Source organism: Amycolatopsis sp. cmx-11-32 (assembly GCF_047608695.1).
In the GTDB taxonomy this organism is placed as follows: domain Bacteria; phylum Actinomycetota; class Actinomycetes; order Mycobacteriales; family Pseudonocardiaceae; genus Amycolatopsis.
Map to the genome: position 1 here is coordinate 553,560 of NZ_JADNQN010000001.1, position 24,258 is coordinate 577,817.

At 67.4% G+C, this 24,258-nt stretch carries 25 protein-coding genes and 3 tRNA genes; 4 read left to right on the forward strand and 24 right to left on the reverse strand.

What is annotated here, in order from left to right:
* Positions 1-63: 63 nt before the first annotated feature.
* The 12 genes from ACM6LR_RS02710 to rplJ form a co-directional block, all read right to left on the reverse strand.
* A complete protein-coding gene (locus ACM6LR_RS02710) occupies positions 64-585 on the reverse strand; it encodes a hypothetical protein (RefSeq protein ID WP_414935953.1) in 522 nt (173 codons plus the stop codon).
* A 31-nt stretch (positions 586-616) separates the two neighbouring features.
* Complete coding sequence (locus ACM6LR_RS02715) at positions 617-1,882, reverse strand: MCE family protein (RefSeq protein ID WP_414935954.1); 1,266 nt, start codon at positions 1,880-1,882, stop codon at positions 617-619.
* Complete coding sequence (locus tag ACM6LR_RS02720; protein WP_414935955.1) at positions 1,882-3,096, reverse strand: MCE family protein; 1,215 nt, start codon at positions 3,094-3,096, stop codon at positions 1,882-1,884. The genes ACM6LR_RS02715 and ACM6LR_RS02720 overlap by 1 nt, the downstream gene beginning before the upstream one ends.
* Positions 3,093-4,271, reverse strand: coding sequence for an MCE family protein (locus ACM6LR_RS02725; protein ID WP_414935956.1), 1,179 nt, complete (start codon positions 4,269-4,271; stop codon positions 3,093-3,095). The genes ACM6LR_RS02720 and ACM6LR_RS02725 overlap by 4 nt, the downstream gene beginning before the upstream one ends.
* On the reverse strand, positions 4,268-5,254 hold the full coding sequence (locus ACM6LR_RS02730; protein WP_414935957.1) for an MCE family protein: 987 nt from the start codon (positions 5,252-5,254) through the stop codon (positions 4,268-4,270). The genes ACM6LR_RS02725 and ACM6LR_RS02730 overlap by 4 nt, the downstream gene beginning before the upstream one ends.
* On the reverse strand, positions 5,251-6,282 hold the full coding sequence (locus ACM6LR_RS02735) for an MCE family protein (protein WP_414943077.1): 1,032 nt from the start codon (positions 6,280-6,282) through the stop codon (positions 5,251-5,253). The genes ACM6LR_RS02730 and ACM6LR_RS02735 overlap by 4 nt, the downstream gene beginning before the upstream one ends.
* Positions 6,279-7,613, reverse strand: coding sequence for an MCE family protein (locus ACM6LR_RS02740; protein ID WP_414935959.1), 1,335 nt, complete (start codon positions 7,611-7,613; stop codon positions 6,279-6,281). Before ACM6LR_RS02740 ends, ACM6LR_RS02735 begins: the two co-directional genes overlap by 4 nt.
* A gap of 19 nt (positions 7,614-7,632) precedes the next feature.
* Positions 7,633-8,469 (reverse strand): MlaE family ABC transporter permease, encoded by an 837-nt coding sequence (locus tag ACM6LR_RS02745; protein WP_414943078.1) that lies wholly within the window; start codon positions 8,467-8,469, stop codon positions 7,633-7,635.
* A 3-nt stretch (positions 8,470-8,472) separates the two neighbouring features.
* Positions 8,473-9,225: an MlaE family ABC transporter permease gene (locus ACM6LR_RS02750; protein WP_101612142.1), complete on the reverse strand. Its 753-nt coding sequence runs from the start codon at positions 9,223-9,225 to the stop codon at positions 8,473-8,475.
* A gap of 38 nt (positions 9,226-9,263) precedes the next feature.
* The gene (locus tag ACM6LR_RS02755; protein ID WP_414935961.1) at positions 9,264-10,433 is read right to left on the reverse strand and encodes an ABC transporter ATP-binding protein; all 1,170 of its coding nucleotides are present in this window, start codon (positions 10,431-10,433) and stop codon (positions 9,264-9,266) included.
* Between the two features lie 529 nt (positions 10,434-10,962).
* Complete coding sequence (gene rplL / locus ACM6LR_RS02760) at positions 10,963-11,349, reverse strand: 50S ribosomal protein L7/L12 (protein WP_409489819.1); 387 nt, start codon at positions 11,347-11,349, stop codon at positions 10,963-10,965.
* A 47-nt stretch (positions 11,350-11,396) separates the two neighbouring features.
* Entirely contained in the window at positions 11,397-11,948 is a 552-nt protein-coding gene (gene rplJ, locus ACM6LR_RS02765; protein WP_101612139.1) for a 50S ribosomal protein L10, read from the reverse strand.
* Between the two features lie 328 nt (positions 11,949-12,276).
* Between rplJ and ACM6LR_RS02770 the strand changes: the two genes are divergently transcribed.
* Positions 12,277-13,119 (forward strand): hypothetical protein, encoded by an 843-nt coding sequence (locus tag ACM6LR_RS02770; RefSeq protein WP_414935962.1) that lies wholly within the window; start codon positions 12,277-12,279, stop codon positions 13,117-13,119.
* A gap of 88 nt (positions 13,120-13,207) precedes the next feature.
* Here the strand turns inward: ACM6LR_RS02770 and ACM6LR_RS02775 are convergent, their stop codons facing one another.
* The 6 genes from ACM6LR_RS02775 to ACM6LR_RS02800 form a co-directional block, all read right to left on the reverse strand.
* A complete protein-coding gene (locus ACM6LR_RS02775; protein ID WP_414935963.1) occupies positions 13,208-13,972 on the reverse strand; it encodes an alpha/beta fold hydrolase in 765 nt (254 codons plus the stop codon).
* Positions 13,973-14,048: 76 nt separating this feature from the next.
* Positions 14,049-14,762, reverse strand: a complete 714-nt coding sequence (gene rplA, locus ACM6LR_RS02780) for a 50S ribosomal protein L1 (RefSeq protein ID WP_414935964.1) — start codon at positions 14,760-14,762, stop codon at positions 14,049-14,051.
* A gap of 81 nt (positions 14,763-14,843) precedes the next feature.
* Entirely contained in the window at positions 14,844-15,278 is a 435-nt protein-coding gene (gene rplK / locus ACM6LR_RS02785) for a 50S ribosomal protein L11 (protein ID WP_076164368.1), read from the reverse strand.
* 78 nt (positions 15,279-15,356) lie between these two features.
* Positions 15,357-16,202 carry a transcription termination/antitermination protein NusG gene (nusG, locus tag ACM6LR_RS02790; RefSeq protein ID WP_414935965.1) on the reverse strand — a complete coding sequence of 282 codons (846 nt, stop codon included), beginning with the start codon at positions 16,200-16,202 and terminating at the stop codon, positions 15,357-15,359.
* 76 nt (positions 16,203-16,278) lie between these two features.
* Positions 16,279-16,731 (reverse strand): preprotein translocase subunit SecE, encoded by a 453-nt coding sequence (gene secE / locus ACM6LR_RS02795; protein WP_414943079.1) that lies wholly within the window; start codon positions 16,729-16,731, stop codon positions 16,279-16,281.
* A 27-nt stretch (positions 16,732-16,758) separates the two neighbouring features.
* Positions 16,759-16,831 (reverse strand) — tRNA-Trp (locus ACM6LR_RS02800).
* 206 nt (positions 16,832-17,037) lie between these two features.
* On the opposite strand from ACM6LR_RS02800, the gene ACM6LR_RS02805 reads away from it, so the two are divergent.
* From ACM6LR_RS02805 to ACM6LR_RS02815, 3 genes are all read left to right on the forward strand, one after another.
* Positions 17,038-18,267: a pyridoxal phosphate-dependent aminotransferase gene (locus ACM6LR_RS02805; protein WP_414943080.1), complete on the forward strand. Its 1,230-nt coding sequence runs from the start codon at positions 17,038-17,040 to the stop codon at positions 18,265-18,267.
* Positions 18,264-19,160 carry a TIGR03619 family F420-dependent LLM class oxidoreductase gene (locus tag ACM6LR_RS02810; RefSeq protein ID WP_414935968.1) on the forward strand — a complete coding sequence of 299 codons (897 nt, stop codon included), beginning with the start codon at positions 18,264-18,266 and terminating at the stop codon, positions 19,158-19,160. The genes ACM6LR_RS02805 and ACM6LR_RS02810 overlap by 4 nt, the downstream gene beginning before the upstream one ends.
* 73 nt (positions 19,161-19,233) lie before the next feature.
* Positions 19,234-20,166, forward strand: a complete 933-nt coding sequence (locus tag ACM6LR_RS02815; protein ID WP_414943232.1) for an SGNH/GDSL hydrolase family protein — start codon at positions 19,234-19,236, stop codon at positions 20,164-20,166.
* A 2-nt stretch (positions 20,167-20,168) separates the two neighbouring features.
* Here the strand turns inward: ACM6LR_RS02815 and ACM6LR_RS02820 are convergent, their stop codons facing one another.
* From ACM6LR_RS02820 to ACM6LR_RS02845, 6 genes are all read right to left on the reverse strand, one after another.
* The gene (locus ACM6LR_RS02820; RefSeq protein ID WP_414935969.1) at positions 20,169-20,573 is read right to left on the reverse strand and encodes a MaoC family dehydratase; all 405 of its coding nucleotides are present in this window, start codon (positions 20,571-20,573) and stop codon (positions 20,169-20,171) included.
* Complete coding sequence (locus ACM6LR_RS02825) at positions 20,570-21,019, reverse strand: MaoC family dehydratase N-terminal domain-containing protein (RefSeq protein ID WP_414935970.1); 450 nt, start codon at positions 21,017-21,019, stop codon at positions 20,570-20,572. The genes ACM6LR_RS02820 and ACM6LR_RS02825 overlap by 4 nt, the downstream gene beginning before the upstream one ends.
* An 87-nt stretch (positions 21,020-21,106) precedes the next feature.
* Positions 21,107-21,271, reverse strand: coding sequence for a 50S ribosomal protein L33 (rpmG, locus tag ACM6LR_RS02830; protein WP_005152047.1), 165 nt, complete (start codon positions 21,269-21,271; stop codon positions 21,107-21,109).
* A 45-nt stretch (positions 21,272-21,316) separates the two neighbouring features.
* A tRNA-Met gene (locus ACM6LR_RS02835) sits at positions 21,317-21,389 on the reverse strand.
* A gap of 50 nt (positions 21,390-21,439) precedes the next feature.
* A tRNA-Thr gene (locus ACM6LR_RS02840) sits at positions 21,440-21,512 on the reverse strand.
* An 81-nt stretch (positions 21,513-21,593) separates the two neighbouring features.
* Positions 21,594-24,209, reverse strand: coding sequence for a putative bifunctional diguanylate cyclase/phosphodiesterase (locus ACM6LR_RS02845; protein ID WP_414935971.1), 2,616 nt, complete (start codon positions 24,207-24,209; stop codon positions 21,594-21,596).
* Positions 24,210-24,258 lie beyond the last annotated feature (49 nt).

Sequence of the window (24,258 nt, forward strand, 5' to 3'; positions counted from 1 at the left end):
GAGTGCTGCGAGGGGGCTGGCGGCGGGAGGAGGGCACTACGGACTCCGTTCTGGGTGACGCTCTTACTGGCCGGCCGCGACGAGGGGCACGTTGTCGATCCCGGACAGCTTCCACTCATCGCCGACCCGGGTCATCGAGACCTCCAGGCGCAACGCCTTGGAGCTCGCCTTGTCGCCCTGGGTGACCTGCGTGGTGATGGCGGCGAGGAAGCTCGCCTTGCCCTCGTGGTCGTCGAGTTCCTCGACGGCGATGTCCTGGATCGTGGTCGCGACCTTGGTCTTCGCGTCGCCGAGCGCCTTGCGGTAAGTCGGCTCGAGCTGTTTCAGCTGTTCGGCCATCTTCTCGTCGGAGACGGTCTTCTGCCGCTCGAAAAACTCGTTGAGGTTCTCGAAGTCGACCTCGGTGTACGCCTTGATCGCGGTGCCGCCCGCCTTGACGACGTCGTCACGCGAACGCGCGAGATCGGCGTTGTCGTCGGAGGCGGCCACTGCCCACTGGATCCCGAAGAGCGCAGCGGCGACGAAGGCGGCCAGGGCGAACGCCGCCGCCCCCAGGACCAGGGTCCGCGATCGAGAAGAACTCATGACACTCCAGGGTAGGTATACGGTCTCGGGCTCAGCCGGGCAGGCCCAGCAGCGCCCCGAGGCTGGCCAGGCTGACACCCGGGCTCTGCAGGACGCTCGGCATGCCCTGCGCCGCGCGCAGGCTGGCCAGCTCCTCGGCCGACCGGCCGGCGTTGGCGGCGACGTCGCCCTGCGACGGGATCTGCGGGACACCGTTGTACGGCACGTTCTGCGAACCGCGCACGTTGATCGGGCTGCCCTTCGGCTCGGCGCAGTACGCGTCGTCCTTCGGCGGGCGCACCGTCGTGTCGGTGCCTTCGCGGTACTTGTCGAGGCCGATGTAGCCTTTGGTGCACGAAGGCGGGTTGAACAGGTTGAGCGCGAGGCCCAGGTGCGCGGTGCCGTCGTTGGCGACGGTGTTCGCGCCCGCCGCGAGCATCGGATAGGTCACCAGGCCCTGCTCGAGTCCGTCGAGCCGGGTCACGAGCAGGTTCGACGTCGTGAGCAGGTTCGCGGTGAGCGCGCCCAGTCCCGGCCCCGATTCCGCGAGCACCTCGCTGATCTGGGTCGCCACCCGCGGGGTGATCCCGATCAGCTTCCGGATGTCGGCGTCGGAGTTCTTCAGCGTGCCGGAGAGCTTGTTCAGGTCCGCGCTGAACGACTTCATCGAGCTCGCCATGTCGTTTTGCGTCTCGAGGACCTGCCCACCCTTTTCCAGCAGCTGGATGGTCTGCGGCAGATACTCCTGCGCGGTCGTGGTGAAGCTGCGCGCGGTGTCGAGCAGCCGCTGCAGGTCCGGGCCGGTGCCGTTGAAGGCGTTGTACGACTCGTCGACGACTTTGCGCAGCGAGTCGGTCGGCACCGACGCCGCGAGGCTGTCGAGGTCACCGATGAGCTGCTCGGTGGGCACCGGCGTCTTGACCTTGTCTGCGGGGATGACCGATCCCGGCTTCAGGAACGGGCCCTTCTCTCCCTTGGGTCGCAGGTCGACGAACTGCTCGCCGACCGCCGACCGGTTCGCGACCACGGCGTCCAGATCGGCGGGCACCTGCGGGGCGTCGGGAGCGATGTCGAGGTCGGCTTCCAGCCCGGCCTTGGTCAGGCGCAGCTCGCCGACGCGGCCGATGTTGAAGCCGCGGTAGGTGACTTCCGCGTTCTGGAAGATGCCGCCCGACTGCTTGAGTTCGAGCTTCACCGTGTAGCCCTCGTCGCCGAAGACCTGGCCGAGACCGGCGAACCGGATCAGCGCGTACACGATCGCGACGACGGAGATGATCGCGAACGCGACCAGCTGGAGCTTCGTCCGACGGATCAGCATCAGCCCGCACCTCCCGAAAGCAGGCCGAAGATCCCGGCGGGTCCGGTCTGTCGCGGCTGTCCGCCGCCCTGCGGCGCGCTCGCCTGGTTGCCGGCGACGCCGCCGACGCCGCCGACGCTGTCGGGGATCGGCAGCGGCGGATTCACGCCGGGTCCCTCGGTCCCACCGGTGAGTCCCGGCACCGGGACGATGTCCTTGAGCGGGTTCTCACGGCTGCGGCCGAGGTTCTTGAGGATCTCGTTCAGGTTCAGGTCGACCTTCGCGAACAGGTTGAAGTAGTCGCCCTTGACGCCGTCGTAGGCGGCGTCACTGAACGGAAAGGTCAGCAGGATCTCCAGCGCCTTGGGCAGATCCGAACCCGCTTCGCCGAGCTTCCGCAGCGTCGGCTGCAATGCCTTGAGGTCGGCGACGAGGTCTTCCTTGCTCTTGTTCACCGTGTCGACGGCGACGCCGGAGAGCTGGTTGAGCGCGTTGAGCATGGTGACCAGCTGACCGCGCTGCTGTTCCAGCACGCCGAGACCGGGGCCGAGGTTGTCGACCGCGCCGACCAGCTTGTCCTTCTGGCCGTTCAGGGTCAGCGAGAGCCGGTTCAGCCCGTCGAGTGCCCGCGTGATGTTCGCGGACTGCTTGTCCAGGTTCGTCACCAGCTGGTTGGTGTTGTTCAGCAGCGCCTTGAGTTCCGGCGAGCGGCCACTGGTGGCGTTGTTGAGTTCCTTCGTGATGGTGTTGAGCTGTTCGACGCCACCACCGTTGAGCAGCAGCGAAAGCGCGCCGAGCAGCTCTTCGACCTCGACGCTGCGGTTCGTACGCGCCAGCGGGATCACCGCGTTGTCGGCCAGCTTGCCCTGACCGTCCGCGGGTGCGGCCAGCTCGACGTACTTCTCACCGAGCAGGCTCGACTGCCTGACGTTGGCCAGCGCGTTCGCCGGCAGCTTCACGTCACCGTTGACCCGGACGGTGACCTCGGCGTTCCAGCCGTCCTGGGTCAGCCCGATCGCTTCGACACGGCCGATGGCGACCTCGTTGACCTTCACCCCGGCCTGCGGGGTCAGGTCCAGCACGTCCCGGAACTGCACCTTGACCGTGTACGGGTGGTCGCCGAGTTCGGCGCCACCGGGCAGCGGGATGTCGTAGATCCCGCTGAAGGCGCAGCCGCTCAACGTCAGCGCGGCGACCGTTCCGGCGGCCGCGAGGGCGAGTGTCCTTTTGATCATTTCGCCGCCGATCCGTAGAGCTGCCCCGCGATGGGGAGCGGAAGCGGCGGCAGCTGGCCCGCCTGCGAGGACTGGATCACCTGCGCGATCGACGGCAGCGGCACCAGCCCGTCGACCAGTCCGGCGATCCCCTTGCACGCGTCGCCCAGCACGTCGAGCGCGTCCGGGGTCTGCTTGAGCAGGTTGCACACCATCACCAGCGGCGGCTGGGTGAGCTCGTTGAGGTTGGCCCGCGCGTCGAGCGTGCCCGAGGAGGCGTTGTAGGTGTTGACCAGGTTCCCGAGGCCGACCGGGGCGACGTCGAGGATCTCGGCGAGTGCGCCGCGCTGGTCCACGAGCACCTTGGTCACACTGGCCAGCTTGTCCACATTGGACTTGAGCCGGTCGCGGTTCTTCTCGATGAACGCCTGCACCGCGGTGAGCGTGTCGGACAGCTGCTTCACCGTGGCCGCGAGGTTTTCCCGCTCCCCCGCGAGGAATCCGCTGACGTCGGCGAGCTGCCGCTCGAAGTCGCGGACCTGCGAGTCGCTGTTCACCAGTGTCTGGGAGAAGGAGCCGAGGTTCTCGACGGTCTTGAACAGGTCGCCGGAGTTACCGGACAACGTGCCCGCGGCCTGGCCGAGTTTCGTGATCGTGTCGTGCAGTGCCTGCCCGTTGCCGTCGAAGTTCTTCGCGGCGGTGTCGAGCAGGTTCGACAGCGAACCGTTCTTGTTGGCGCCGTTGGGGCCGAGCGACTTGCTGACCCGCGAAAGGCTGGCGGCGAGTTCGTCGACTTCCAGGGGGACCTCGGTGCGGTCGAGGCCGATGACGGCGCCGTCGTCGATCCGCGGGCCGCCCTGGTAGGCCGGGGCCAGCTGCACGTAGCGGTCGCTGACCAGCGACGGCGACACGATGATCGCCTTCGCGTCCGCGGGCACCGCCACCGAACGGTCGTATTCGAGTTCGACGCGGACCTGGTTGCCCATCGGCTGGATCCTGGTGACCTTGCCCATGTCGACACCGAGCATGCGGACGCTGTTGCCTTCGTACAGTCCGACGGTACCGGCGAAGTAGGCGGTCACGTGGTTGCGGCCGGCGTCCTTGAGCGTCCACCACAGTGCGCCGGCGACGACCAGCGCGAGCACGATCGCGATGGTGAAGCCCCGGGTGAGGCTCTGACCGAGACGGGTACTCATTTCTCGTAGCACCCCTTCTCGTTGATCGGCCCGAACGACGGCAGGACCAGTCCGCAGATGTAGTTGTCGAACCAGCGGCCGTTGCCGATCGTATTCGTGAACACCCGGATGAACGGCGCGAACCGCGCGATGCCCTGGCCGAGGGCGTCCTGGTTGCGCTGCAGCATCGAGGTCAGCTGGTCGAGCTGGGTGAGCACCGGGTCGAGCTGCGCGTCGTTGTCGTCGACCAGCCCCTTGAGCTGGGTGGCGAGCGTGCGCGAGCCGTCCAGCAGGGCGGTGATCGCGTCCTTGCGACGGGACACCTCGCCGAGCAGCTTGTTCCCGTCGGACAGGAGCTTCTGGAACTCGGCGTCACGGTCGACGAGCGTCTGCGAGACCTGCCGCGTGTTCGCGAGCAGGGTCGACAGCTGCGAGTCCCGCGACGCGATCGTGTCCGAGAGGCGGGAAAGGCCGTTCAGAGCGCCCTTCACGTCGGCCGGGGTGTCGGCGAAGGTCTCCGTGATGACGTCGAAGCTCTTCGCCAGCTGTGCGGTGTCGATGTCGTCGACGGTCTGCGAAAGCCCGCGGAAGGCGTCGAGGACGTCGAACGGCGACATCGTCCGGTCACGCGGGATGGTCGCGCTCGGGTCGAGCGTGCGCTGCCCCTGCGGGTCGAGCGCCAGGTACTTCTGGCCGAGCACGGTCTTGATCTTGATCGCCGCGCTGGTCTTGTCACCGAGCCAGGCGTCCTTGACCTTGAAGGAGATCTTGACCTTGTCGCCGTCGAGTTTGATCTCGGAGATCTTGCCGACCTTCACCCCGGCGACCCGGACGTCGTTGTCCTCCTGCAGGCCCGAAGTTTCGCTGAAGTCCGCGCTGTAGGTCGTCCCGCCGCCGATCACCGGCAGGTCCTCGGAGTTGAGCGCGGCGAGGAAACCGAGCAGCAGCACCGAGATACCGACCAGCGCGATCGGGATCGGATTGCGTTTCTGGAACGACTTCATGCCGTGCACCTCGCCCGGTTCACCGGCAGCAGCGGCAGGTTGATCGGCTCGTTGATCAGCGGAGGCAGGGCGACGGCCCCCGTCAGTTCACAGGCGAAGAAGTTGAACCAGGAGCCGTAGTCGGCGGTGCGGGTCAGCGCCGTCACCTTCTGCGGCATGAACTGGATGAAGTGCTCGACGATCGGCTGGCTGTCGTTGAGGTTCTTCGTCAGCGTGCCGAGCGCGGCGATGTCCTGCTTGAGCGGCTCGCGGGCCTCGCCGAGCAGACCGGACGTCGTCTGGGCGAGGGTGCCGAGCGAAGCGATGGCGTCGCCGATCGGTTCGCGGTCCGCGGCCAGTCCGGAGACCAGCTGCTGCAGCTTGACGATCAGGTCGTTCAGCTGCGGCGTATGCGCGTTGACCGTGTCGAGCACCGAGTTCAGGTTGTCGATGACCTCGCCGATCACCTGGTCCTTGTCGGAGATCGTGGTGGCCAGCGACGCGGTGTGCCGCAGCAGGCTTTCGATCGTGCCGCCTTCACCCTGCAGGACCTGGATGACCTCGTAGGACAACTTGTTGATGTCGTCCGGGTTGAGCGCGGTGAACAGCGGCTTGAAGCCGTTGAACAGCTGCGTCAGGTCGAGCGCGGGCGTGGTGCGCTCCAGCGGGATGTTCCCGCCGGGCGCCAGCGTCTTGCCAGAGGAGTCGGTGCCCTGCCCGAGCGACAGGTAGCGCTGGCCGACCAGGTTTCGGAACTTGATCTGCGCGGTCACCCCGGCGGGCAGTTTGCGACCGGCGTCCACTTCGAACTCGATCTCGGCCTGGCGGCGGTCGACGATGCGGACCTCCTTGACCTGCCCGACCCGGACGCCCGCGATGCGGACGTCGTCGTTGGGCAGCACCAGGGTCGCGTCGCTGAAGCGCGCTTTGTAGGCGTTGGTGCTGGTGGTGTTGATGTTGGCGATGCTGATCCCGAGGATCGTCGTGAACAGCACGGTGATCACGACGAAGGCACAGAGCTTGATCAGCGGTGCGAGCAGACCCCTCACTTGACGTGCACCTCCGCTCCCCGATAGAGCGGTCCGACGAGCAGCGAGCCCCAGCCGGGCACGTCCGCGGCGGCCATGCCGACCTGCGGGGCGACCAGCTGCGCGAGGAAGTCCGATTCGGACGTGCTGTAGGACGGGCTACCGCCGGGCGCTCCCCCACCGTTGTAACCACCGACGCTGGCGAAACCGTTCGAGGGCGAGAGACCGTCGTTGGCCGACCGGGACGGCGGTTTGACCGTGCTGCCGTCCTTGATCGGGCCGTCCGGCGGGTATTGCGGGAACGGGTCCGGGAACTGCTTCAGGTCGTAGCAGCGCGGGCCACGTTTGTCCTCGAACTTCGGCTCGTCCTTGCCCGGCAGATACGGACCGCGGTTGACGGTGACCTCGATGGTCGCGTGCAGACCGGGCCGGTTGGTGCCCTTGCCCAGCGCCTTGTCGATCTTCGGCAGGCTGGCGGCCATCTGCCCGATCACGCACGGGTACGACGGCGCGTACTTCGCCAGCAGTTCCGCCGTCGGGCGGGCGCTGTCGGCGAGGCGGATCAGGTTGTCGGCGTTGTTCTGCAGGAAGGTCCGCAGGTCGACCGAGGCCTGGGTGACACTGCCGTAGAGGTTCTGCAGGTTCATCTTCTGATCGACCACGGTGCGTGTGGTGGTGCTCAGGTTGTCCAAGGTCTGCACCAGATCCGGGGCGACGGCACCGAGGTTGTCCGAGAACTCCGCCAGCTCCTTGAGGTTCCGCTGGAGCTGGGGCTCGTGCGGGTTCAGGTCGCCGACGTAGGTGCCGAGCTGCGCGAGCGTGTCACCGAGCTGATCGCCGCGGCCGTTGAGCGCGGTGGAGATCGCCGAAAGCGTGCTCGACAGCTTCTGCGGCTGGACCGCCTGCAGCACCGGCATCAGATGGGCGAAGGCCTGCTCGAGTTCGACGGCGCTGGACGTGCGGTCCTGGGTGATCACGTCACCCTCGGCGATCGTCTTCGCCGAAGGGGCGTCCGGGATTTCGAGGGAAACGAAGCGCTCACCGAACAACGTCTTCGGCAGGAATCGCGCCGAAACGTTCTGGGGGATCAGTTTCGCCGACTCCGGATTCAGCGCGAGTGTGAGTTCGGCACCCTCCGACGTCGCGGCGATGTCCTTGACCGAACCGACGATGAGCCCGCGGACCTTCACGTCCGACTGCTTCAGCAACTGGTTCCCGATGCTGCCCGACTGGAGTTTCACGCTCACCACGGGCGTGAACGCGCGCTGGTACAGCGCGATGCTCAACGCCACCCCGCCGATGAGCACGGCGACCAAGAGCAGGCCCAACAACCTGCGCCGCAGTGTGTTCACCAACCCACCCAACCCTGCATCATCCTGCGATCCTCACCGTGACGTCGGTTCCCCAGATCGCGAAACCGATGAAGAAGTTCATGATGGACACCGTGACGATGCTCAGCCGGACCGCCTTACCGACCGCAACGCCGACACCGGCGGGGCCACCGGAGGCCCGGTATCCGAAATAACAATGGGACAGGATGATCAAGACGCTGAACAACAGCACCTTGATGAACGAATAGAGCACATCCTGTGGTGGTAGGAACAGGTCGAAATAATGGTCGTAGGTACCCGCTGACTGGTTGTAGATATAGATAACGACCAGCCGGGACGCCAGATACGAACTCAGCAGGCCGATCACGTACAGCGGGATGACCGCGACGAAACCGGCGATGATCCGCGTGGTCACCAGGTACGGCAGGCTCGGCACGCCCATGACCTCGAGCGCGTCGATCTCCTCCGAGATCCGCATCGCGCCGAGCTGGGCGGTGAACCCGGCACCGACCGTCGCCGACAGCGCGAGACCCGCGACCAGCGGCGCGATCTCACGGGTGTTGAAGAACGCGGTCAGGAAGCCGGTGAAGGCCGAGGTGCCGATCGAGTTCAGCGCCGAGTAACCCTGAAGGCCGACGAGCACACCGGTGAACAGGGTCAGGCCGACCATGACGCCGACCGTGCCGCCGATGACGGCGAGCGAACCGGAACCGAAGCTCACCTCGGCCAGCAGCCGCAGCACCTCCTTGGTGTAGCGGCGCAACGTCCGCGGCGTCCACAGCAACGCGCGGCCGTAGAACGACATCTGGTCGCCGAGGTTGTCCAGTGTCTGCAAAGGACGGTTGGCCACTCCCTTGGCACGTGCGAGAAAGGTCATGCGTCAGTCCAGCTTTCCTGGCACGATTTGCAGGTAGATCAGCGTGATCACGAAGTTCACCACGAACAGCATGAGGAACGTGATGACGACCGCCTGGTTCACCGCGTCGCCGACGCCCTTCGGGCCGCCGGACGGATTCAGTCCCCGGTAGGAGGCGACGACCGCGGCGATGAAGCCGAAGATCAGCGCCTTCAGCTCGCCGACCCAGAGGTCCGGCAGCTGGGCCAGCGCGGAGAAGCTCGCCAGGTACGCGCCCGGCGTCCCGCCCTGGAGGACGACGTTGAAGAAGTAACCACCGAGCACGCCGATGACGCTGACCATGCCGTTCAGCAGGAGCGCCACCAGCATCATCGCGAGCACACGCGGCACGATCAGCCGCTGCACCGCGGAGACGCCGAGCACCTCCATGGCGTCGATCTCTTCGCGGATCGTCCGCGCGCCGATGTCCGCGCAGACCGCGCTACCGCCGGCGCCCGCGACCAGCAGCGCGGTGACCAGCGGACTGGCCTGCTGCACGGTGGCGAGCACCGACCCGGCGCCCGTGTACGACTGGGCGCCGAGCTGGCGGGCGAGCGAACCGAACTGCAGCGAGATGACCGCGCCGAACGGGATCGCGACGAGCGCCGTCGGCAGGATCGTGACGCTGGCGATGAACCAGGCCTGCTGGATGAACTCCCGCAGCTGGAAGGGGCGCTGGAAGATGCCACGAACGATGTCGAGGCCGAGAGCGAACAGGTTCCCGGTCTCGCGCAACATGCCGATCCCGGGAATCTTCGCCGATGAAGCGGGTGAGCTCACGAGCCACCTGACCCCGGATCATGTGGCCGCATGCGGTGGTTGCCCGATCTCCCCGGATGCGGGATGTGGGCGACCTGGTCGTCGGGCAGCTGACCCTGATGGTGGTTCGGCATCGAGCCGTCGCTCTGCTGCGAACGATGCCCCGCGGCGGCGAGCCGCTGCGGGCGGACACCGTAGTGCTGCTGCTCCTCCGGGGAGAGCGACTCGATGATGCTCTGCTGCGCCTCGTGCGGGAGACCGGACAGGATCTGCATGACGCGGTCCTTGCGGCGGACCGCGCCCATCCGCGTAGGCACACCCGGCGTCGGCTGCATCTGCGGCGGCACCCCGCTGACGTCCTCGACACCGCCCGAGTGGTGACCGGCCTCGAACATCGCGCGCTCGGCGGCGAGCTGGGCCGAGTCCTTCTCCTCGCTCATGCCGATGGGGCCGTCCATCTTGCCGTTCAGGAACTGCTTGACGACCGGCTCCTCGCTGGTCAGCAGCACCTCGCGCGGGCCGAACATGACCAGTTCCTTGCGGAAGAGCATGCCCAGGTTGTCCGGGACGGTGCGGGCGAGGTTGATGTTGTGCGTGACGATCAGGAACGTCGCGTCGATCTGCGCGTTGACGTCGAGGAAGAGCTGGGAGATGTAGGTGGTGCGGACCGGGTCGAGGCCGGAGTCCGGCTCGTCGACCAGGATGATCTGCGGGTCCAGCACCAGGGCGCGGGCGAGCCCGGCGCGCTTGCGCATACCGCCGGAGATCTCACCGGGCAGCTTCTTGTCGGCGCCGTTGAGACCGGTCATCTCGAGCTTCTCGAGGACGATCCGGCGGACCTCGGTCTCCGACTTCTTCGTGTGCTCGCGCAGGGGGAACGCCACGTTGTCGTAGAGGTTCATCGAACCGAACAGCGCGCCGTCCTGGAAAAGGACGCCGAAGAGCTTGCGCACCTCGTAGAGCTGGTGTTCGGAGCACGTCACGATGTCGACGCCGTTGATCATGCAACGGCCACGGTCCGGCTTGAGCAGACCGATCATCGACTTCAAGAAGACGGACTTACCGGTTCCGGACGGACCGAGCATCGCCGACACCTCGCCCGGAGGCAGGGTCAGCGTGACGTCCCGCCAGATGGCCTGCTTACCGAAGGACTTCGAAAGACCTTCGATGACCACCTCGGCACCCATCGCACCTCCAGGAGCTGTTCCGCGTCGTCGCGCACTGCCGTCTCGTGTCACTGGCTCGAGAGAACGCACGCGTCCGCGCAGCGATACCCGCGTCAACCAGGTGTAACGAGCTGAGTGCGAACAGGTTACTCACCAGTTTTCTTTTCTGGCCAGACCCGCGGGTAACTTTTCGCTCGGTCCGCTACCGACCCGTGCACCGCTTGCAGCACCGTAGTGCACGTCACCCCCACGCGCAGACCCACAACGCCCCTTGCCCAGGTCGGCGCCTTGCCGCGTCGCGATTAGGGGGCTAAACGCAGGTCAGCGGGCCTCCTACCGGACCCCTCCAGCTCGCCTCCCGCTCTTGCCGCGCGGATCGCGATTAGGGGGCTGAACGCGCTCCGGGACCCAGGTGCTTAGCGTGGCTACGCGTCGCACTTAGCCCGCGAAAGTCGACCGGGCAGGAGGACGGAAACAGCGAAGGGGCGGGCATCCGTGGTGGATGCCCGCCCCTTCGACGGTGCTGCGGTAGGCGCTGACGCGCCCGAGATCACTTGATGGCGATCTTGGCGCCCGCGGCCTCGAGCTTCTCCTTGGCGGCCTCGGCGGCCTCCTTGTCGACCTTCTCCAGGAGGGCCTTGGGAGCGGCCTCGACCAGCTCCTTGGCCTCCTTCAGACCCAGACCCGAGACGACCTCACGGACGACCTTGATGACCTGGATCTTCTTCTCACCAGCGGACTCGAGGACGACGTCGAACTCGTCCTGCTCCTCGGCGGCCGGGGCGGCAGCGGCACCCGGGGCGGCGGCGACAACGGCAGCCGGGGCGGCCGCGGTGACGTCGAAGGTGGTCTCGAATTCCTTTACGAACTCGGACAGCTCAAGAAGGGTGAGCTCCTTGAAGGCGTCGATCAGCTCGGTGGTGCTCAGCTTCGCCATGGTGGCTTTCCTCTCTGAAACGAACTAAAAGTTCGGGGTGGGGGTGTTCAGCTCTCGGCGGGTGCTTCGGCTGCTTCGGTACCGGCGTTGCGCTGCTTGTCCTCCAGCGCGGCAGCCAGGCGAGCGACCTGGGACGCCGGCGCCTGGAACAGCGCGGCGGCCTGGGAAAGCTTCGCCTTGAACGCGCCCGCCGCCTTGGCGAGCAGGACCTCACGGCTGTCGAGATCGGCGATCTTGTTGATCTCGTCCACGGACAGCGTCTTGCCGTCCATGAAGCCGCCCTTGATCACAAGCGCGTTGTTGTCCTTCGCGAAGTCGCGAAGCGCCTTCGCGGCGTCAACAGCTTCACCTTCGACAAAGGCGATGGCGGTCGGGCCGACGAACAGGTCTTCGAGGCCCTCGATGCCCGCGTCCGTGGCGGCACGCTTGACGAGGGTGTTCTTCGCGACCCGGTACTTGGCACTGGTGCCGAGAGCGCGGCGCAGCTGGGACAGCTGGGACACGGAGAGGCCGGTGTACTGGGTAACGACTGTGGCCGAGCTGCTGCGGAAGCTCTCCGCGATCTCGGCGACGGCCGCCTCCTTGTCGGGCTTCGCCATGGTCGCCTCCTCTCTTGGCTAGTGGTCCACTGGCCTTGAGAGCCCTGAAACGACGAAACGCCCCAGCGCAGACAGGCGCGGGGCGTCAGGGCAGGCGACAGAATGCGTCGCGAGCGAGCCTCGTTCCTCCTGCGCGGGTCGCCCGCCCTAGCGGGGCCTTCGTTCTCCAGGCCAGATGACCAGGAGAAGACCAGCGGTCTTCGGTAGAACCTTGACAAGAGTACGCGACCCTCTCCCGGCCTCCGCACGGGGCCCTCCCAGGTCGCGTTTAGCCCGCTAAACGCGACCGGCGGAGTGCGTCGGGGGTCCGGCGGGGCATCATGGTGACGTGGCGGAGCAGCGTGATGACGGAAAGCCGGGCAGTGAGCCCGGCACGGACATCGAGCCCAAGGCGGGAGGTCAGCCCGCGCCCCAGCTGAACGACGAGCAACTGCGCCAGTTCCAGCAGTTTCAGCAGTTCCAGGACTATTTGAAGTTCACCGAGGCCCAGCAGCAGGGCCTCGTGCCGACCCAGCCCACGCAGCCCGTGACCCAGCATCACGGACAGCCGCCGTCACCTCCGGGACCTCCTCCCGGCGAACTCGTCAGGGCCCCACAGCCGCGCGTGCCGCGCTGGCTGCGGCGTCTGGGTGGGAAGCTCCTGGCCTGGGTGATCGTGATCGTGCTGATCTGCGTCGGGGCCACCATCGCCTACCGGCAGATCTTCCCCAGCGACGCCGGGCAGGACACGGCGACGTTCGTTCAGGGCGGAGGCGGCAAACACCACACCAACCAGGTGCTTTCGACCAACCCCTGGGAAGCCGTGCGGGCCATCTACGACACCATCGGGAAGCGGTACGAGCCTGCCCTCCGGGTCCAGAAGGCCTGCCTGTCGATGAGCGAGCAGGCGCAGACCGAGTTCGCCCGGAATCTCGGCTACCCGGACTGCGGCACCGCTGTCCTGGCCTTGAACGCCAAAGTCACCGACAGCACGACGTATATCTACGCGGTGAAGCCGAAGTCGAGTGTGGTCCCACGGCAGAACCTGACGATCCACTCGTGCTGGTACAGCATCAGCGGAGGCCCCCCGCTGGGCAGCTTCACCCTGCAGGAAGTCGAGATGGGCCAGTGGCTGATCACCGGGCACACGAACTCTCCCGAGCCCTGCCCGCCTCCGCCCACCGGCAACTGACCTGGGCCTGGTCCACCCCAGATCGCGATTAGGGGGCGAAACGCAAGTGCCCGCCGGATCGCGATCAGGGGGCTAAAGTCGACGCCGGTCAGAGGTCGTGCGAGGTCAGGAAGCCGGTCAGCGCGGAGCCGAAGGCGGGGTGCGTGACGGCGGTCAGGTGATCGCCGGGGACGCGGACGAGCCGGGCACCGGCGATGGCGGCGGCCAGGCGTTCGGGTTCGGCGGCCAGCGGGTCGTTGTCGCCGGCGAGGACCAGGGTCGGGACGGCGATGGCCGTCAGGTCCAGTTTCGGGTTCGCGGTCCCGCGCGCGGCGGCGGCGAGCGCGACGCGGTCCGCGCGCAGAGCGTCGGCCAGGACCCGGAAAGGCGCCGAAGCGCGCGGAAGCGTCGAGGGATCCTCCGCCAGCAGAGCCTCGCTGATCGCCTCCGGCGTGACCACCCGCGTGTCCACACCCCCGAAGTCGACGATCCCCGAGCCGACCCCACCGATCGCGAGGCATCGGATCCGCGGATCGGCGGCCACCGCGCCGAGCGCGATCATCGCGCCCATCGAGTAGCCCACCATCGACACCTCGTCGAGGCCCAGCGTGTCGAGCAGCGCGGACACGTCGCGGACCATCGCGTCGTCGCCGTAGCTCACCTCGTCGTGCGGTTTCGCCGACCGCCCGTGCCCACGCGCGTCGAGGCTGAGCACAGTCAGCCCCGCCTGCTGAAGCGTGGCGACGACGCCGGACGCGATCCAGTTGGCGTTCGTGTCAGCGGCGAAGCCGTGCTGAAGGAGCACCGGGCGTCCTTCGCCCTCCCACACGGTGTAACTCAGCTGGAGCCCGTCGAACGACGCGAAAGTAGGCATGCCCTCCAGCAAACACGAAAAAGGGGCGGCCCCGCCGTAGCGGGACCGCCCCTTCTCAGTGATGTCTAACTCAGCCTTACGCGTCCTCGGAGAGGAGGTTGCGAGTCCGGGCGGGGTCGACCGGGACACCCGGGCCCATCGTCGTGGAGATCGTGACCTTCTTCAGGTAGCGACCCTTGGCCGACGACGGCTTGGCGCGGAGGACCTCGTCCAGCGCGGCCGCGTAGTTCTCCACCAGCTTCTCGGTGTCGAACGACGCCTTGCCGATCACGAAGTGCAGGTTGGCCTGCTTGTCGACGCGGAAGTTGATCTTACCGCCCTTGATGTCCGTCACGGCCTTCGCGACCGCGGGGGTCACGGTGCCGGTCTTCGGGTTCGGCATCAGGCCACGCGGGCCGAGGATACGGGCGATACGTCCGACCTTGGCCATCTGGTCCGGCGTCGCGATCGCGGCGTCGAAGTCGAGCCAGCCACCCTGGATGCGCTCGATCAGTTCGTCGGTACCGACCACGTCCGCGCCGGCGGCCTCGGCCTCGGCGGCCTTGTCACCGACGGCGAAAACGATGACGCGAGCGGTCTTACCGGTGCCGTGCGGCAGGTTCACGGTGCCGCGGACCATCTGGTCGGCCTTACGAGGGTCGACACCGAGGCGCATGGCGACCTCGACGGTGGCGTCCATCTTCGTCTTGGAGGTCTCCTTGGCCAGCTTCGCGGCCTCGAGCGGGGCGTACAGCCGCTCGCGGTCCACCAGCTCGAGGGCCTGACGGTAGGCCTTGCTGTGCTTGGTCATGCTTCTGTCCTTAACTCTTCAAACGGATCAGTGTGGTGCGTGAGCCAGCACTGGCTCTCCCACGTGATGCTGAAAACAGCGTCAGTCGACGACCGTGATGCCCATGGAACGGGCGGTGCCGGCGATGATCTTCGCGGCCTGGTCGACGTCGTGCGCGTTCAGGTCGGATTCCTTGGTCTTCGCGATGTCGCGGACCTGGTCCCAGGTGACCTTGGCGACCTTGGTCTTGTGCGGCTCGCCGGAGCCCTTCTCCACGCCCGCGGCCTTCAGCAGCAGCTTCGCGGCCGGCGGCGTCTTGAGCTTGAAGTCGAACGAGCGGTCTTCGTACACGGAGATCTCGACCGGGACGACGTCCCCGCGCTGCGACTCGGTCGCGGCGTTGTAGGCCTTGCAGAACTCCATGATGTTGACGCCGTGCTGACCCAGCGCGGGGCCGACCGGCGGCGCGGGGTTGGCCGCACCCGCCTTGATCTGCAGCTTGATGATCGCCGCAAGCTTCTTCTTCTTGGGTGGCATTTCGTTGGTTCCTTCTTACTGACTTGAGTCCCCCGCACACCTGCCAGTACGCGGGGACTGCCGGCCGTCTGGCGGCCGTCAGATCTTGGAGACCTGGTTGAACGACAGCTCGACCGGGGTCTCCCGGCCGAAGATCGACACCAGGACCTTCAGCTTCTGCCCGTCCACGTTGACCTCGGAGATCGTCGCGGGCAGCGTCGCGAACGGGCCGTCCATGACGGTGACCGACTCGCCGATCTCGAAGTCGACCTCGACCGCGGGGCCGCCCAGCTGCGACTCCGACGCGGCGGCCTCACCCTTGCCGGACTTGGCGGGAGTGGCGGCCTCGACCTTGGGCGCGAGGAACTTCAGTACCTCTTCGACCGTCAGCGGCGAGGGACGCGACGTGGCACCGACGAACCCGGTGACGCCCGGGGTGTTGCGCACCGCGCTCCACGAGGCGTCGTTCAGGTCCATCCGGACCAGGATGTAGCCGGGCAGCACCTTGCGCTGCACCTGCTTGCGCTGGCCGTTCTTGATCTCGGTGACCTCTTCGGTCGGGACCTCGATCTGGAAGATGTAGTCCTCGACGTCCAACGTCTGGGTACGGGTCTCGAGGTTGGTCTTCACCTTGTTCTCGTAACCCGCGTACGAGTGCACGACGTACCACTCGCCGGGAGCGGCGTTGAGTTCCGCGCGCAGCTTCTCGACCGGGTCGACGTTCTCGTCGGGCTCGGGCTCGGCGGCGGTGTCGTCGTCTTCGGTCTCGACGGAAGCCTCTTCGGCCTCCGCGACATCTCCGGCTTCGTCGACCTCGTCGCCTGCGGCGGGCACCTCGACGGAGTCCAGGTGCTCGGACTGCTCGTCGCCGAGTGCCGCGTGCACCTGCTCGTCGGAAAGCTCGGTCAGCTCATGACCGGCTGCTGTGCCGTTGTCGGAGGTCACGTTCCGTCCTCTCAGTTGATCGGTTGCCGTGGCGCAGGCCACCGTGCGGTGCGCTCAAGCACCGCGACCGGCTGCCTCAGCTGCCGAAGACGGCACCGACGACCTCTTTGAAGGCCAGGTCGAGGCCGCTCACCAGCGCCACCATGAACACCACGAAGACCAGCACCACCGCGGTGTAGGTGACCATCTGCTTGCGGTTCGGCCAGATGACCTTGCGCAGCTCGGCCCAGACCTCGCGGATGAAGCGCATCAGCCGGGCGAAGATCGACGCCTGCTTCGGCTTGCGGTCGCGCTTCGGGGTCGCCGTGCTCTTGGCGTCCTTGGATTTCTCGGTCTTGTCCCCGGCCTTCGCCTTGCCGGCGGGGCGGGTCTTGTCATCCGACTTGGCGTCGGACTTACCGGACGGGCGCGCGGACGCACGGCGCTCACGCCGGGCAGCGGCGGTCACCGGGCGGGACTGTTCGTCGGGCTTCCGCCCGACGCCGTCCTGCGCCTTTTCACCGCTGGCGTCGCTGTCGCTCACGACCACTCCTCCGCCTTCACCAGTTCGTTTACGCAGGGGTGACAGGACTTGAACCTGCAACCTGCGGTTTTGGAGACCGCTGCTCTGCCAATTGAGCTACACCCCTTCGGAACCCCGATGCTCTAGGGCTCCCGAGGACGCATTCCATCGTCCCCACCGCCGTGGCGGGGATGACCGTAGTGCGTTCCGAGACCAGAAGTCTACGGCAACCCCCGAACAGCTTCGCAACCGCGCCCCTCAAAGCGGCGCGGAGCAGCCTTCCGTGAGGAAACTCCCCCACGGCCGACCCCATGATCGTGCCACGATGTCGCCATGAGCGCTCCCCCACCCTCGGCTTCGCCGGCTCCACGCGTCTCCGCCCGCATCGGCGGCATCACGCCGTCGGCCACGCTGGCCGTCGACGCGAAGGCCCGGGAGCTCAAGGCGCAGGGCCGTCCGGTGATCGGGTTCGGCGCGGGGCAGCCGGACTTCCCCACCCCGGCCAACGTGCTCGAAGCCGCCGAAGCGGCCGTCCGGGACAGGGTGAACCACGGTTACACGGCCGCGGGCGGGCTGCCGGAGCTGCGTGAGGCGATCGCCGCGAAGACGGCCCGCGACTCCGGGTTCGAAGCGGACCCTGGCCGTGTCCTGGTGACCAACGGCGGCAAGCAAGCGGTCTATTCCGCGTTCGCCACCCTGCTCGATCCCGGCGACGAGGGGCTGCTGCCCGCGCCGTACTGGACGACCTACCCGGAGTCGATCGCCCTCGCCGGCGGTGTCCCGGTGCGGGTCACGGCGGACGAGACGACGGGTTATCTGGTCACCGTCGAGCAGCTCGAAGCCGCCAGGACGCCGCGCACGAAGGTGTTGCTGTTCGTCTCGCCGTCGAACCCGACAGGCGCGGTGTACCCGCGTGAACAGGTCGAGGCGATCGGGCGCTGGGCCTACGAGAACGGCCTCTGGGTCATCGCCGACGAGATCTACGAGCACCTGGTCTACGACGGCGCCGAAGCGCCTTCGATGCCCGTCGTGGTCCCGGAACTCGCCGACCGGACGGTCGTCCTCAACGGGGTCGCGAAGACGTACTCGATGACCGGCTGGCGGGTGGGCTGGTTGCTCGCCCCGCAGGACGTGGTCAAGGCGGCGACGGCGTATCAGTCGCATTTGTGCGGCAACGTTTCGAACGTCGCGCAGCGGGCCGCGCTGGCGGCGGTGAGCGGTCCGCTCGACGCCGTTTTCGCGATGCGCGAAGCGTTCGACTCTCGCCGCAAGACCGCACTTTCGCTCCTTTCCGAGATCGCCGGTGTCGAAACTCCGGTGCCACTCGGCGCCTTCTACGTCTACCCGTCGATGAAAGCTTTGCTAGGTAAAGAGATTCGCGGTGAGCGACCGGCCGACACGGTGGCGCTGGCCGAGCTGATCCTGCGCGAGGCCGAAGTCGCCGTGGTACCCGGCGAGGCGTTCGGGACACCCGGGTACTTCCGGATCTCCTACGCGCTGGCCGAAGACGATCTCACCGAGGGGATCACCAGGATGGGCCGACTGCTCGCGGAAGCACGGTGACCGTGATGCGTCTGGGAATCGCCCTTCCGCAGTACGGAACCCTCGCGACAATGGACGCCGTCGCCGGTTTCGCCACGGCCGCGGAGGAACTCGGATACGCGTCCTTGTGGGTCGGAGATCGGGTTCTGGCCCCGGTTACGCCGTCGGACTTCTATCCCGGCGGCACCCCGGAACGGCCCTATCCGCCCGAATTCGTCACCTTCGCCGATCCGCTGATCCTGCTGACGGTGGCCGCGAGCGTCACGACGAAGGTCCGGCTCGGTACCAGCACGCTGACCGGGACGGTGTATCCGGCCGTGGTGCTCGCCCGGATGCTCACTTCACTGGATCAGGTGAGCGGTGGCCGGCTGGACGTCGGGCTGGGCACCGGCTGGCTTCGCGACGAGTACACCGCGACAGGCACGCCGTGGAAGGCCCGCGGCAAGCAACTGGAGGAGCTTCTCGACGTCCTTCGGGAGTTCTGGACCGGCGACCCCGTCGAGCACAAGGGCGAGCGCTGGCAGATCCCGGCGTCGAAGGTGGGACTGCGGCCGTCGCAGAACCCGCATCCGCCGGTCTTGCTTGGCGGGCTGTCGGCGGCGGCGCTGGACCGCGTCGGGCGGCGCGCGGACGGCTGGTTGCCCGCCGGGCCGCCCGCGCCCTACCTCGCGAAGCTCTGGGAGACCGTGGTGAGCGCGGCCGAGAAGGCCGGCCGTGACCCTGGCGCGCTGCGGCGGGTGCTGCGGATCAATCCGAAGCCGGGCACCGACCTCAAGGACGTCGCGGCGCAGCTGGAGGCGGCCGCCGAAACCGGGGTCACCGAGGCCTTCGTCGACCCGCACTACCTCGCTCGGGACGTCACGCACGCCCTCGATCTCGCCGCTGAGCTGCGCGGTCTCGTCCCGAACGACTGAGGTCCGCGGAAAGGGGTCAGGCTTCGCCGCCGTCGAGCTGAACAATTCACCGACGGTCGGACCGATGACAAACGTGACCCAGGTCGCGTACAACGAATGGGTGACGCAGCGGAGAACTGGCGGCGGCTGTCTGTTCCTGGTGATCGTGCTGTCCGTCCTGGGGATCGCCTACCACCTGTGGGAGCGCGGGACGTCGGTGACACCGGCGGGGGTCACCACATCGGATGGCGCGGGCCGCTATGTAGCACTGGGTGACTCGTACACGGCTTCGCCGGGCACGGGACGACCTGTGGGAGCGCCGACGGGCTGCGACCGCTCGGACAACAACTATCCGAGCCTGCTCGCCGCGAGCCTGCGTCCGGCCGAGTTCGTCGATGTCAGCTGCGGTGGCGCCACGACCGAGCACCTCACCGGCGAGCAGAAGACCCGTGACGGCACGAACGCTCCGCAGCTCGACGCCATCGACGGCGACACGACGTTGGTGACCGTCGGTATCGGCGGCAACGACGTGGGCTTCGTCGGCTTCGCGGGCCAATGCGCGACGCAGCACCAGACCGCTTCGCCCTGCAAGACCCGGCTGACCGCGGGCGGCCGCGACCAACTCGCGGAGCGGATCACCGCCGCGGCGGACCGGCTCGGCGGGGTCCTGGACCAGATCCGCTCGAAGGCCCCCGAAGCACGCATCGTGGTCGTCGGGTACCCAACGGTGCTTCCGGACGACGACAGTGGTTGCTGGCCGGTCCTGCCGGTCGGCGCTGGGGACGTCGCCTACTTCCGCGAGTCGCTGGAGCGGCTGAACACCACGCTGCAGGAGACGGCGAAGGAACACGAAGCGGGCTTCGCCGACATGTCGACCGCGAGCAAGGGTCGGGACATGTGCACTGCCGCGAACCGGCGATGGGTCGAGGGCCCGGCGCCCGCGGTGCCCGCCGCGCCGCTGCACCCGAACGCCCGGGGTGAGGAGGGCATGGCTGAGGTCATCGGGAAGCTGCTCAAGCTGCCGTGAGGTCAGGCGCGGACGACCGCTTGGGCCTTCCCCAGGACGGCCTTGCCGTCGAACTTGGCGGTGATGTCGATCCGCGCCGTGCCGTCGTCGTTGACCACGGCGACCTTCCCGGTGAACTCGATCGTCGCCGTGCCGTCGTTCGGCACGACCACGGGGCGCGTGAAGCGCGCGAAGTAGTCGACGAGGCGGCCGGGATCGCCTAGCCAGTCGGTGACGAGCCGCGCGCCGAGCGCCATGGTCAGCATGCCGTGCGCGATGACGTCCGGCAGGCCGACCTCCTTGGCGAAGGCCTCGTTCCAGTGGATGGGGTTGAAGTCCAGCGCAGCGCCGGCGTAGCGCACCAGCTGGTCCCTGGTGACGTCGATGGTCAGCGGCGTCAGTTCTTCTCCGGCGGTGAACGTGCTCACGCGCCCTCCCCTCGGACCACGAGCTGGGCGTGCGTAGTGGCGATCGGGCCGCCGTCGGCGCCGGAGATCTCGGCGCGCAGGTTGATGAAGTCGTTCCCGGCGCGGGTCATGATGTTGTCGATGTGCGTGGTGAGCGACAGGACGTCGCCCGCGTGCACCGGCCGCGCGTAGGTGAACCGCTGGTCGCCGTGCACCATCCGCGAATAGTCGAGCCCCAGCTCGGGATCGGTGACGATCGCGTTGATCGAGGCGAGGTTGATGATCGTGAGGAACGTCGGCGGTGCGATGACGTCGGGGTGACCGGCCGCCTTCGCCGCTTCGGCGTCGAGGTAGAGCGGGTTCGCGTCGCCGAGCGCGTCGGCGAACTCCCGGATCTTCTCGCGACTCACTTCATAGGTACTGGTCGGCGGGTACACCCGCCCGGTGAACGACTGGTCCAAGGCCACCCGATCAGGCTACCGAACCCGAAAATGCCCGAAGCCGCCCTGGTGACCAGGACGGCTTCGGGTGAGACTTGTAGAACCGCCAGACGCTCAGCGGGTCTCTTTGTGAGTCCGGTGCGTACCGCAGTTCGGGCAGAACTTCTTCATCTCCAGGCGATCCGGGTTGTTGCGCCGGTTCTTCTTGGTGATGTAGTTGCGGTGCTTGCACTCCTCACACGCGAGCGTGATCTTCGGTCGCACGTCAGTGGCAGCCACAGCATTTCCTTCTCTACTAGGCCTGGGATACCCAGGATTACCGCGTAGCGGTGGCCGGACTTGAACCGGCGACACAGCGATTATGAGCCGCTTGCTCTGCCAGCTGAGCTACACCGCCCTTACATAACCCTAACCGCGACACGCTTGCGTGACGCGGTTGAGGTTGCGAGCCCCTTTACGGAATCGAACCGTAGACCTTTTCCTTACCATGGAAACGCTCTACCGACTGAGCTAAAGGGGCCTTGCCCTCTCGCGAGGACTTGGAAAGATTAGCAACACCTCCGTGACCCCCGTGAAGGAGGGGTCACTTTACCGCAAAACCTCAGGTCAGCAGGGTTAGAACGGTCTCGGAGTGTCGACCCGGCGAGCGCGCCGTGCGAGCCTGCAGCCACGCCTCCAAGCGGTCCTCCGGTAGCGGCCGCGAGATGAGATAACCCTGTGCCACGTCACATCCCATCGCCTCGAGCTGATCCCGCGCGACGTCTTCCTCGACGCCCTCGGCGACGACCGTGAGGCCGAGCGAATGGCCGAGTTCGACGATGGAGCGCACGACGGCGAGGTCGCCGAGGTCGGTGCCCATGCCGAGGACGAAGCTCTTGTCGATCTTGACCTGGTCGACCGGGAGCTGCCGCAGATAGGCCAGCGACGAGTAGCCGGTGCCGAAGTCGTCGACGGCGAGCACGATGCCCAGCGAGTGCAGTTCCCGCAGGATCGGCAGTGCCTTTTGCGGGTCGGACATCACGCCGGATTCGGTCAGCTCGAAGGTGAGCAACTCCGGCGGGATGCCGAAGCGGTCGAGTTCACGGGCGACCTTCGTCGGGAAGTCCTCGTCGGCCAGGTTTCGCACCGACAGGTTCACCGCGGCGGAGATGCGCAGGCCTTCGTCGAGCCACTTCCGCACGCGCTTCAGCGACTCTTCGAGCACGAAGGACGTCAGGACGCCGATGAGGCCCGCCGCTTCGATCGCCGGGACGAACTCGTCCGGGCCGAGCCTGCCGAACTCCGGGTGCACCCAGCGCACCAAGGCCTCGACACCCTGGATCTGCCGGTTCGGCAAGGTGATCTTCGGCTGGTAGTGAACGCTCAGCTGGCCTTCTTCGAGCGACTGCCGGAACTGCGTGACCATCTGGAACCGGCGCATGAAGATCTGGCCCATGCTGGCCATGTAGCCGCGGACCTCTTCCCCGCCCTTGGTCGCGCGGACGGCTACGTCGGCGCGCTGCAGGAGCCCGTCGACGTCGACCTGGTCGTCGTCTTCGGCGGAGGACGTGGCGTAGCCGATCATCGCGTTGGCTTCGACGGAAAGCCGGTCCACCGGATACGGGGCGACGAGTTCCGCGCGGAGCAGTTCCGCGGCGGCTTGAGCGCGTTCCGGCGCACAGCCGACGAGGAGTGCCGCGAAAGACGCGCCTTCGAGCCTCGCGAGCGGGACGTCGGGGCCGAGCGCGTCGCGGATCCGGCGACCGGCGGCGATGACCATCCTGTCGGCCCACACGTAACCGAGCGCGTCGCTGACGGTGGAGAAGACGTCGAGGTCGACCCGCAGTACGACCGCGTCGACCTGTTCCCGCAACGGTTCCTTGGCGACCTGGCGGAAGCCCGGCCGGTTGAGCAGGCCGGTCAGCGGATCGTGGTAGGCGTCGTGGCGCAGGGTCGCGAGGAGGCGCCGGTTGTCCAGTGACGTCGCGAGGTGGCTGGCCATCGTGCCGAGCAGCTGGACGTCGTACTTGCCGAAACCGCGCCAGCGGGACAGCCTGTCGTGCGCTTCGACGACGCCGAGGAGCTGGTTCGCACTGCGCAGCGGGACGACCAGCGCCTCCTGCGCACCGCGGTCGAGCAACGCGGAGCGGACATCGGGATTGGCTTCGGTGATCCGGAAATGCCGGACGTGCGCGCCGGGCAGGCGCAGCAACGGGTCGTCGGCGGCCGGGTCCACGGGCGGCAGTTCGTCACCCGCGACGACCATCCGCATGGTGTCCTTGGGTTCCAGCCGCAGCCTGAGCACGACGCGGCCGGCGGCGAGCTGGTCCTTGATGCGTTCGGCGATGGTCGCCCACTCGCGGACGTCCACGCCGCCGACGAGTTCGTCGGCTCGCCCGGCGGGACGCGCGGCGGCCTGCTGACCGGAGCGCGCGACCATCAGGCTGACGTCGGACAGCGCTTCCATGTCGCGCTGTTCGCGGAGCAGATCGGAGTACGCCCAGTACAACGCGGTGAGCCCGAGGAAGACGGCCAGTACGAGCGGCCAGGCCTTCGGAGTACCGGATATGACCAAATAACCGGAAAGACCGACCGAGGCGTTGACGAATCCGACGACGAGGATGCGGCCGGTCAGCCGGATCGCGGTGCTGACCCGCATGCGGCGGCGCAGCACGCGAACGGCGGCGAGCGCGAGCAGCGTGCTGACCAGCGGCGCGGTCAAAGTGCCTGCCAGCGCGGCGATCCAGGTCATGTCGTGGGCGCCGGAGGCCTGTTTCACCAGTCCTGCCACGGCGAACGCGCCGGTGATCTCCAACAGGAACGCGCCCGCGTTGTAGAGGACGCGGCCGGCGACCTTGCGTGCCAGCAGGGTGCCGATGCCCGCCGCGAGATGCGCGGCGAGGACGACTTCGAAGGGTGCGACGAAGAATCCGATGACCAGAGGAATCTCGGTGAACGAGATCGTCCACGAAATACCGCTGCGGACGTCGACGTTGATCCCGAGCTGTTCGGCCAGCAGGAAGGCGAGCGCGAGGATCGGCCCGATCCACAACAAGTCGTCCGAGGCTTCGAAGTCCAGCCACAGGCTGACCGCGGCCGCGGCGGCGATGCCCATGGTGAGGACGGTGAAGGTGTAGACGCGGAATCGCCGCTCGTCGGTACGAGCCTCCGTAACGGCCCCTCCCTTGCCCGGTGCCGCCTGTGCGGCGCTTCCGGGCTTGCCGTTCGTGTCCGGCATCCGACCTTCCTTCCCGGCTGCCCAACCGGTCTTGTCCTACCGCAACCTC

Bases quoted from the DNA above. Each gene is read 5' to 3' on its own strand.
- ACM6LR_RS02720 (WP_414935955.1), bottom strand. From the start codon at position 3,096: ATGATCAAAAGGACACTCGCCCTCGCGGCCGCCGGAACGGTCGCCGCG.
- ACM6LR_RS02730 (WP_414935957.1), bottom strand. From the start codon at position 5,254: ATGAAGTCGTTCCAGAAACGCAATCCGATCCCGATCGCGCTGGTCGGT.
- ACM6LR_RS02805 (WP_414943080.1), top strand. From the start codon at position 17,038: ATGAGCGCTCCCCCACCCTCGGCTTCGCCGGCTCCACGCGTCTCCGCC.
- ACM6LR_RS02710 (WP_414935953.1), bottom strand. From the start codon at position 585: ATGAGTTCTTCTCGATCGCGGACCCTGGTCCTGGGGGCGGCGGCGTTC.
- rplL (WP_409489819.1), bottom strand. From the start codon at position 11,349: ATGGCGAAGCTGAGCACCACCGAGCTGATCGACGCCTTCAAGGAGCTC.
- ACM6LR_RS02755 (WP_414935961.1), bottom strand. From the start codon at position 10,433: ATGGGTGCCGAGGTGGTCATCGAAGGTCTTTCGAAGTCCTTCGGTAAG.
- ACM6LR_RS02725 (WP_414935956.1), bottom strand. From the start codon at position 4,271: ATGAGTACCCGTCTCGGTCAGAGCCTCACCCGGGGCTTCACCATCGCG.
- ACM6LR_RS02745 (WP_414943078.1), bottom strand. From the start codon at position 8,469: ATGACCTTTCTCGCACGTGCCAAGGGAGTGGCCAACCGTCCTTTGCAG.
- rplJ (WP_101612139.1), bottom strand. From the start codon at position 11,948: ATGGCGAAGCCCGACAAGGAGGCGGCCGTCGCCGAGATCGCGGAGAGC.
- ACM6LR_RS02715 (WP_414935954.1), bottom strand. From the start codon at position 1,882: ATGCTGATCCGTCGGACGAAGCTCCAGCTGGTCGCGTTCGCGATCATC.
- rplK (WP_076164368.1), bottom strand. From the start codon at position 15,278: ATGCCACCCAAGAAGAAGAAGCTTGCGGCGATCATCAAGCTGCAGATC.
- rplA (WP_414935964.1), bottom strand. From the start codon at position 14,762: ATGACCAAGCACAGCAAGGCCTACCGTCAGGCCCTCGAGCTGGTGGAC.
- ACM6LR_RS02845 (WP_414935971.1), bottom strand. From the start codon at position 24,209: ATGCCGGACACGAACGGCAAGCCCGGAAGCGCCGCACAGGCGGCACCG.
- ACM6LR_RS02750 (WP_101612142.1), bottom strand. From the start codon at position 9,225: ATGTTGCGCGAGACCGGGAACCTGTTCGCTCTCGGCCTCGACATCGTT.
- ACM6LR_RS02775 (WP_414935963.1), bottom strand. From the start codon at position 13,972: ATGCCTACTTTCGCGTCGTTCGACGGGCTCCAGCTGAGTTACACCGTG.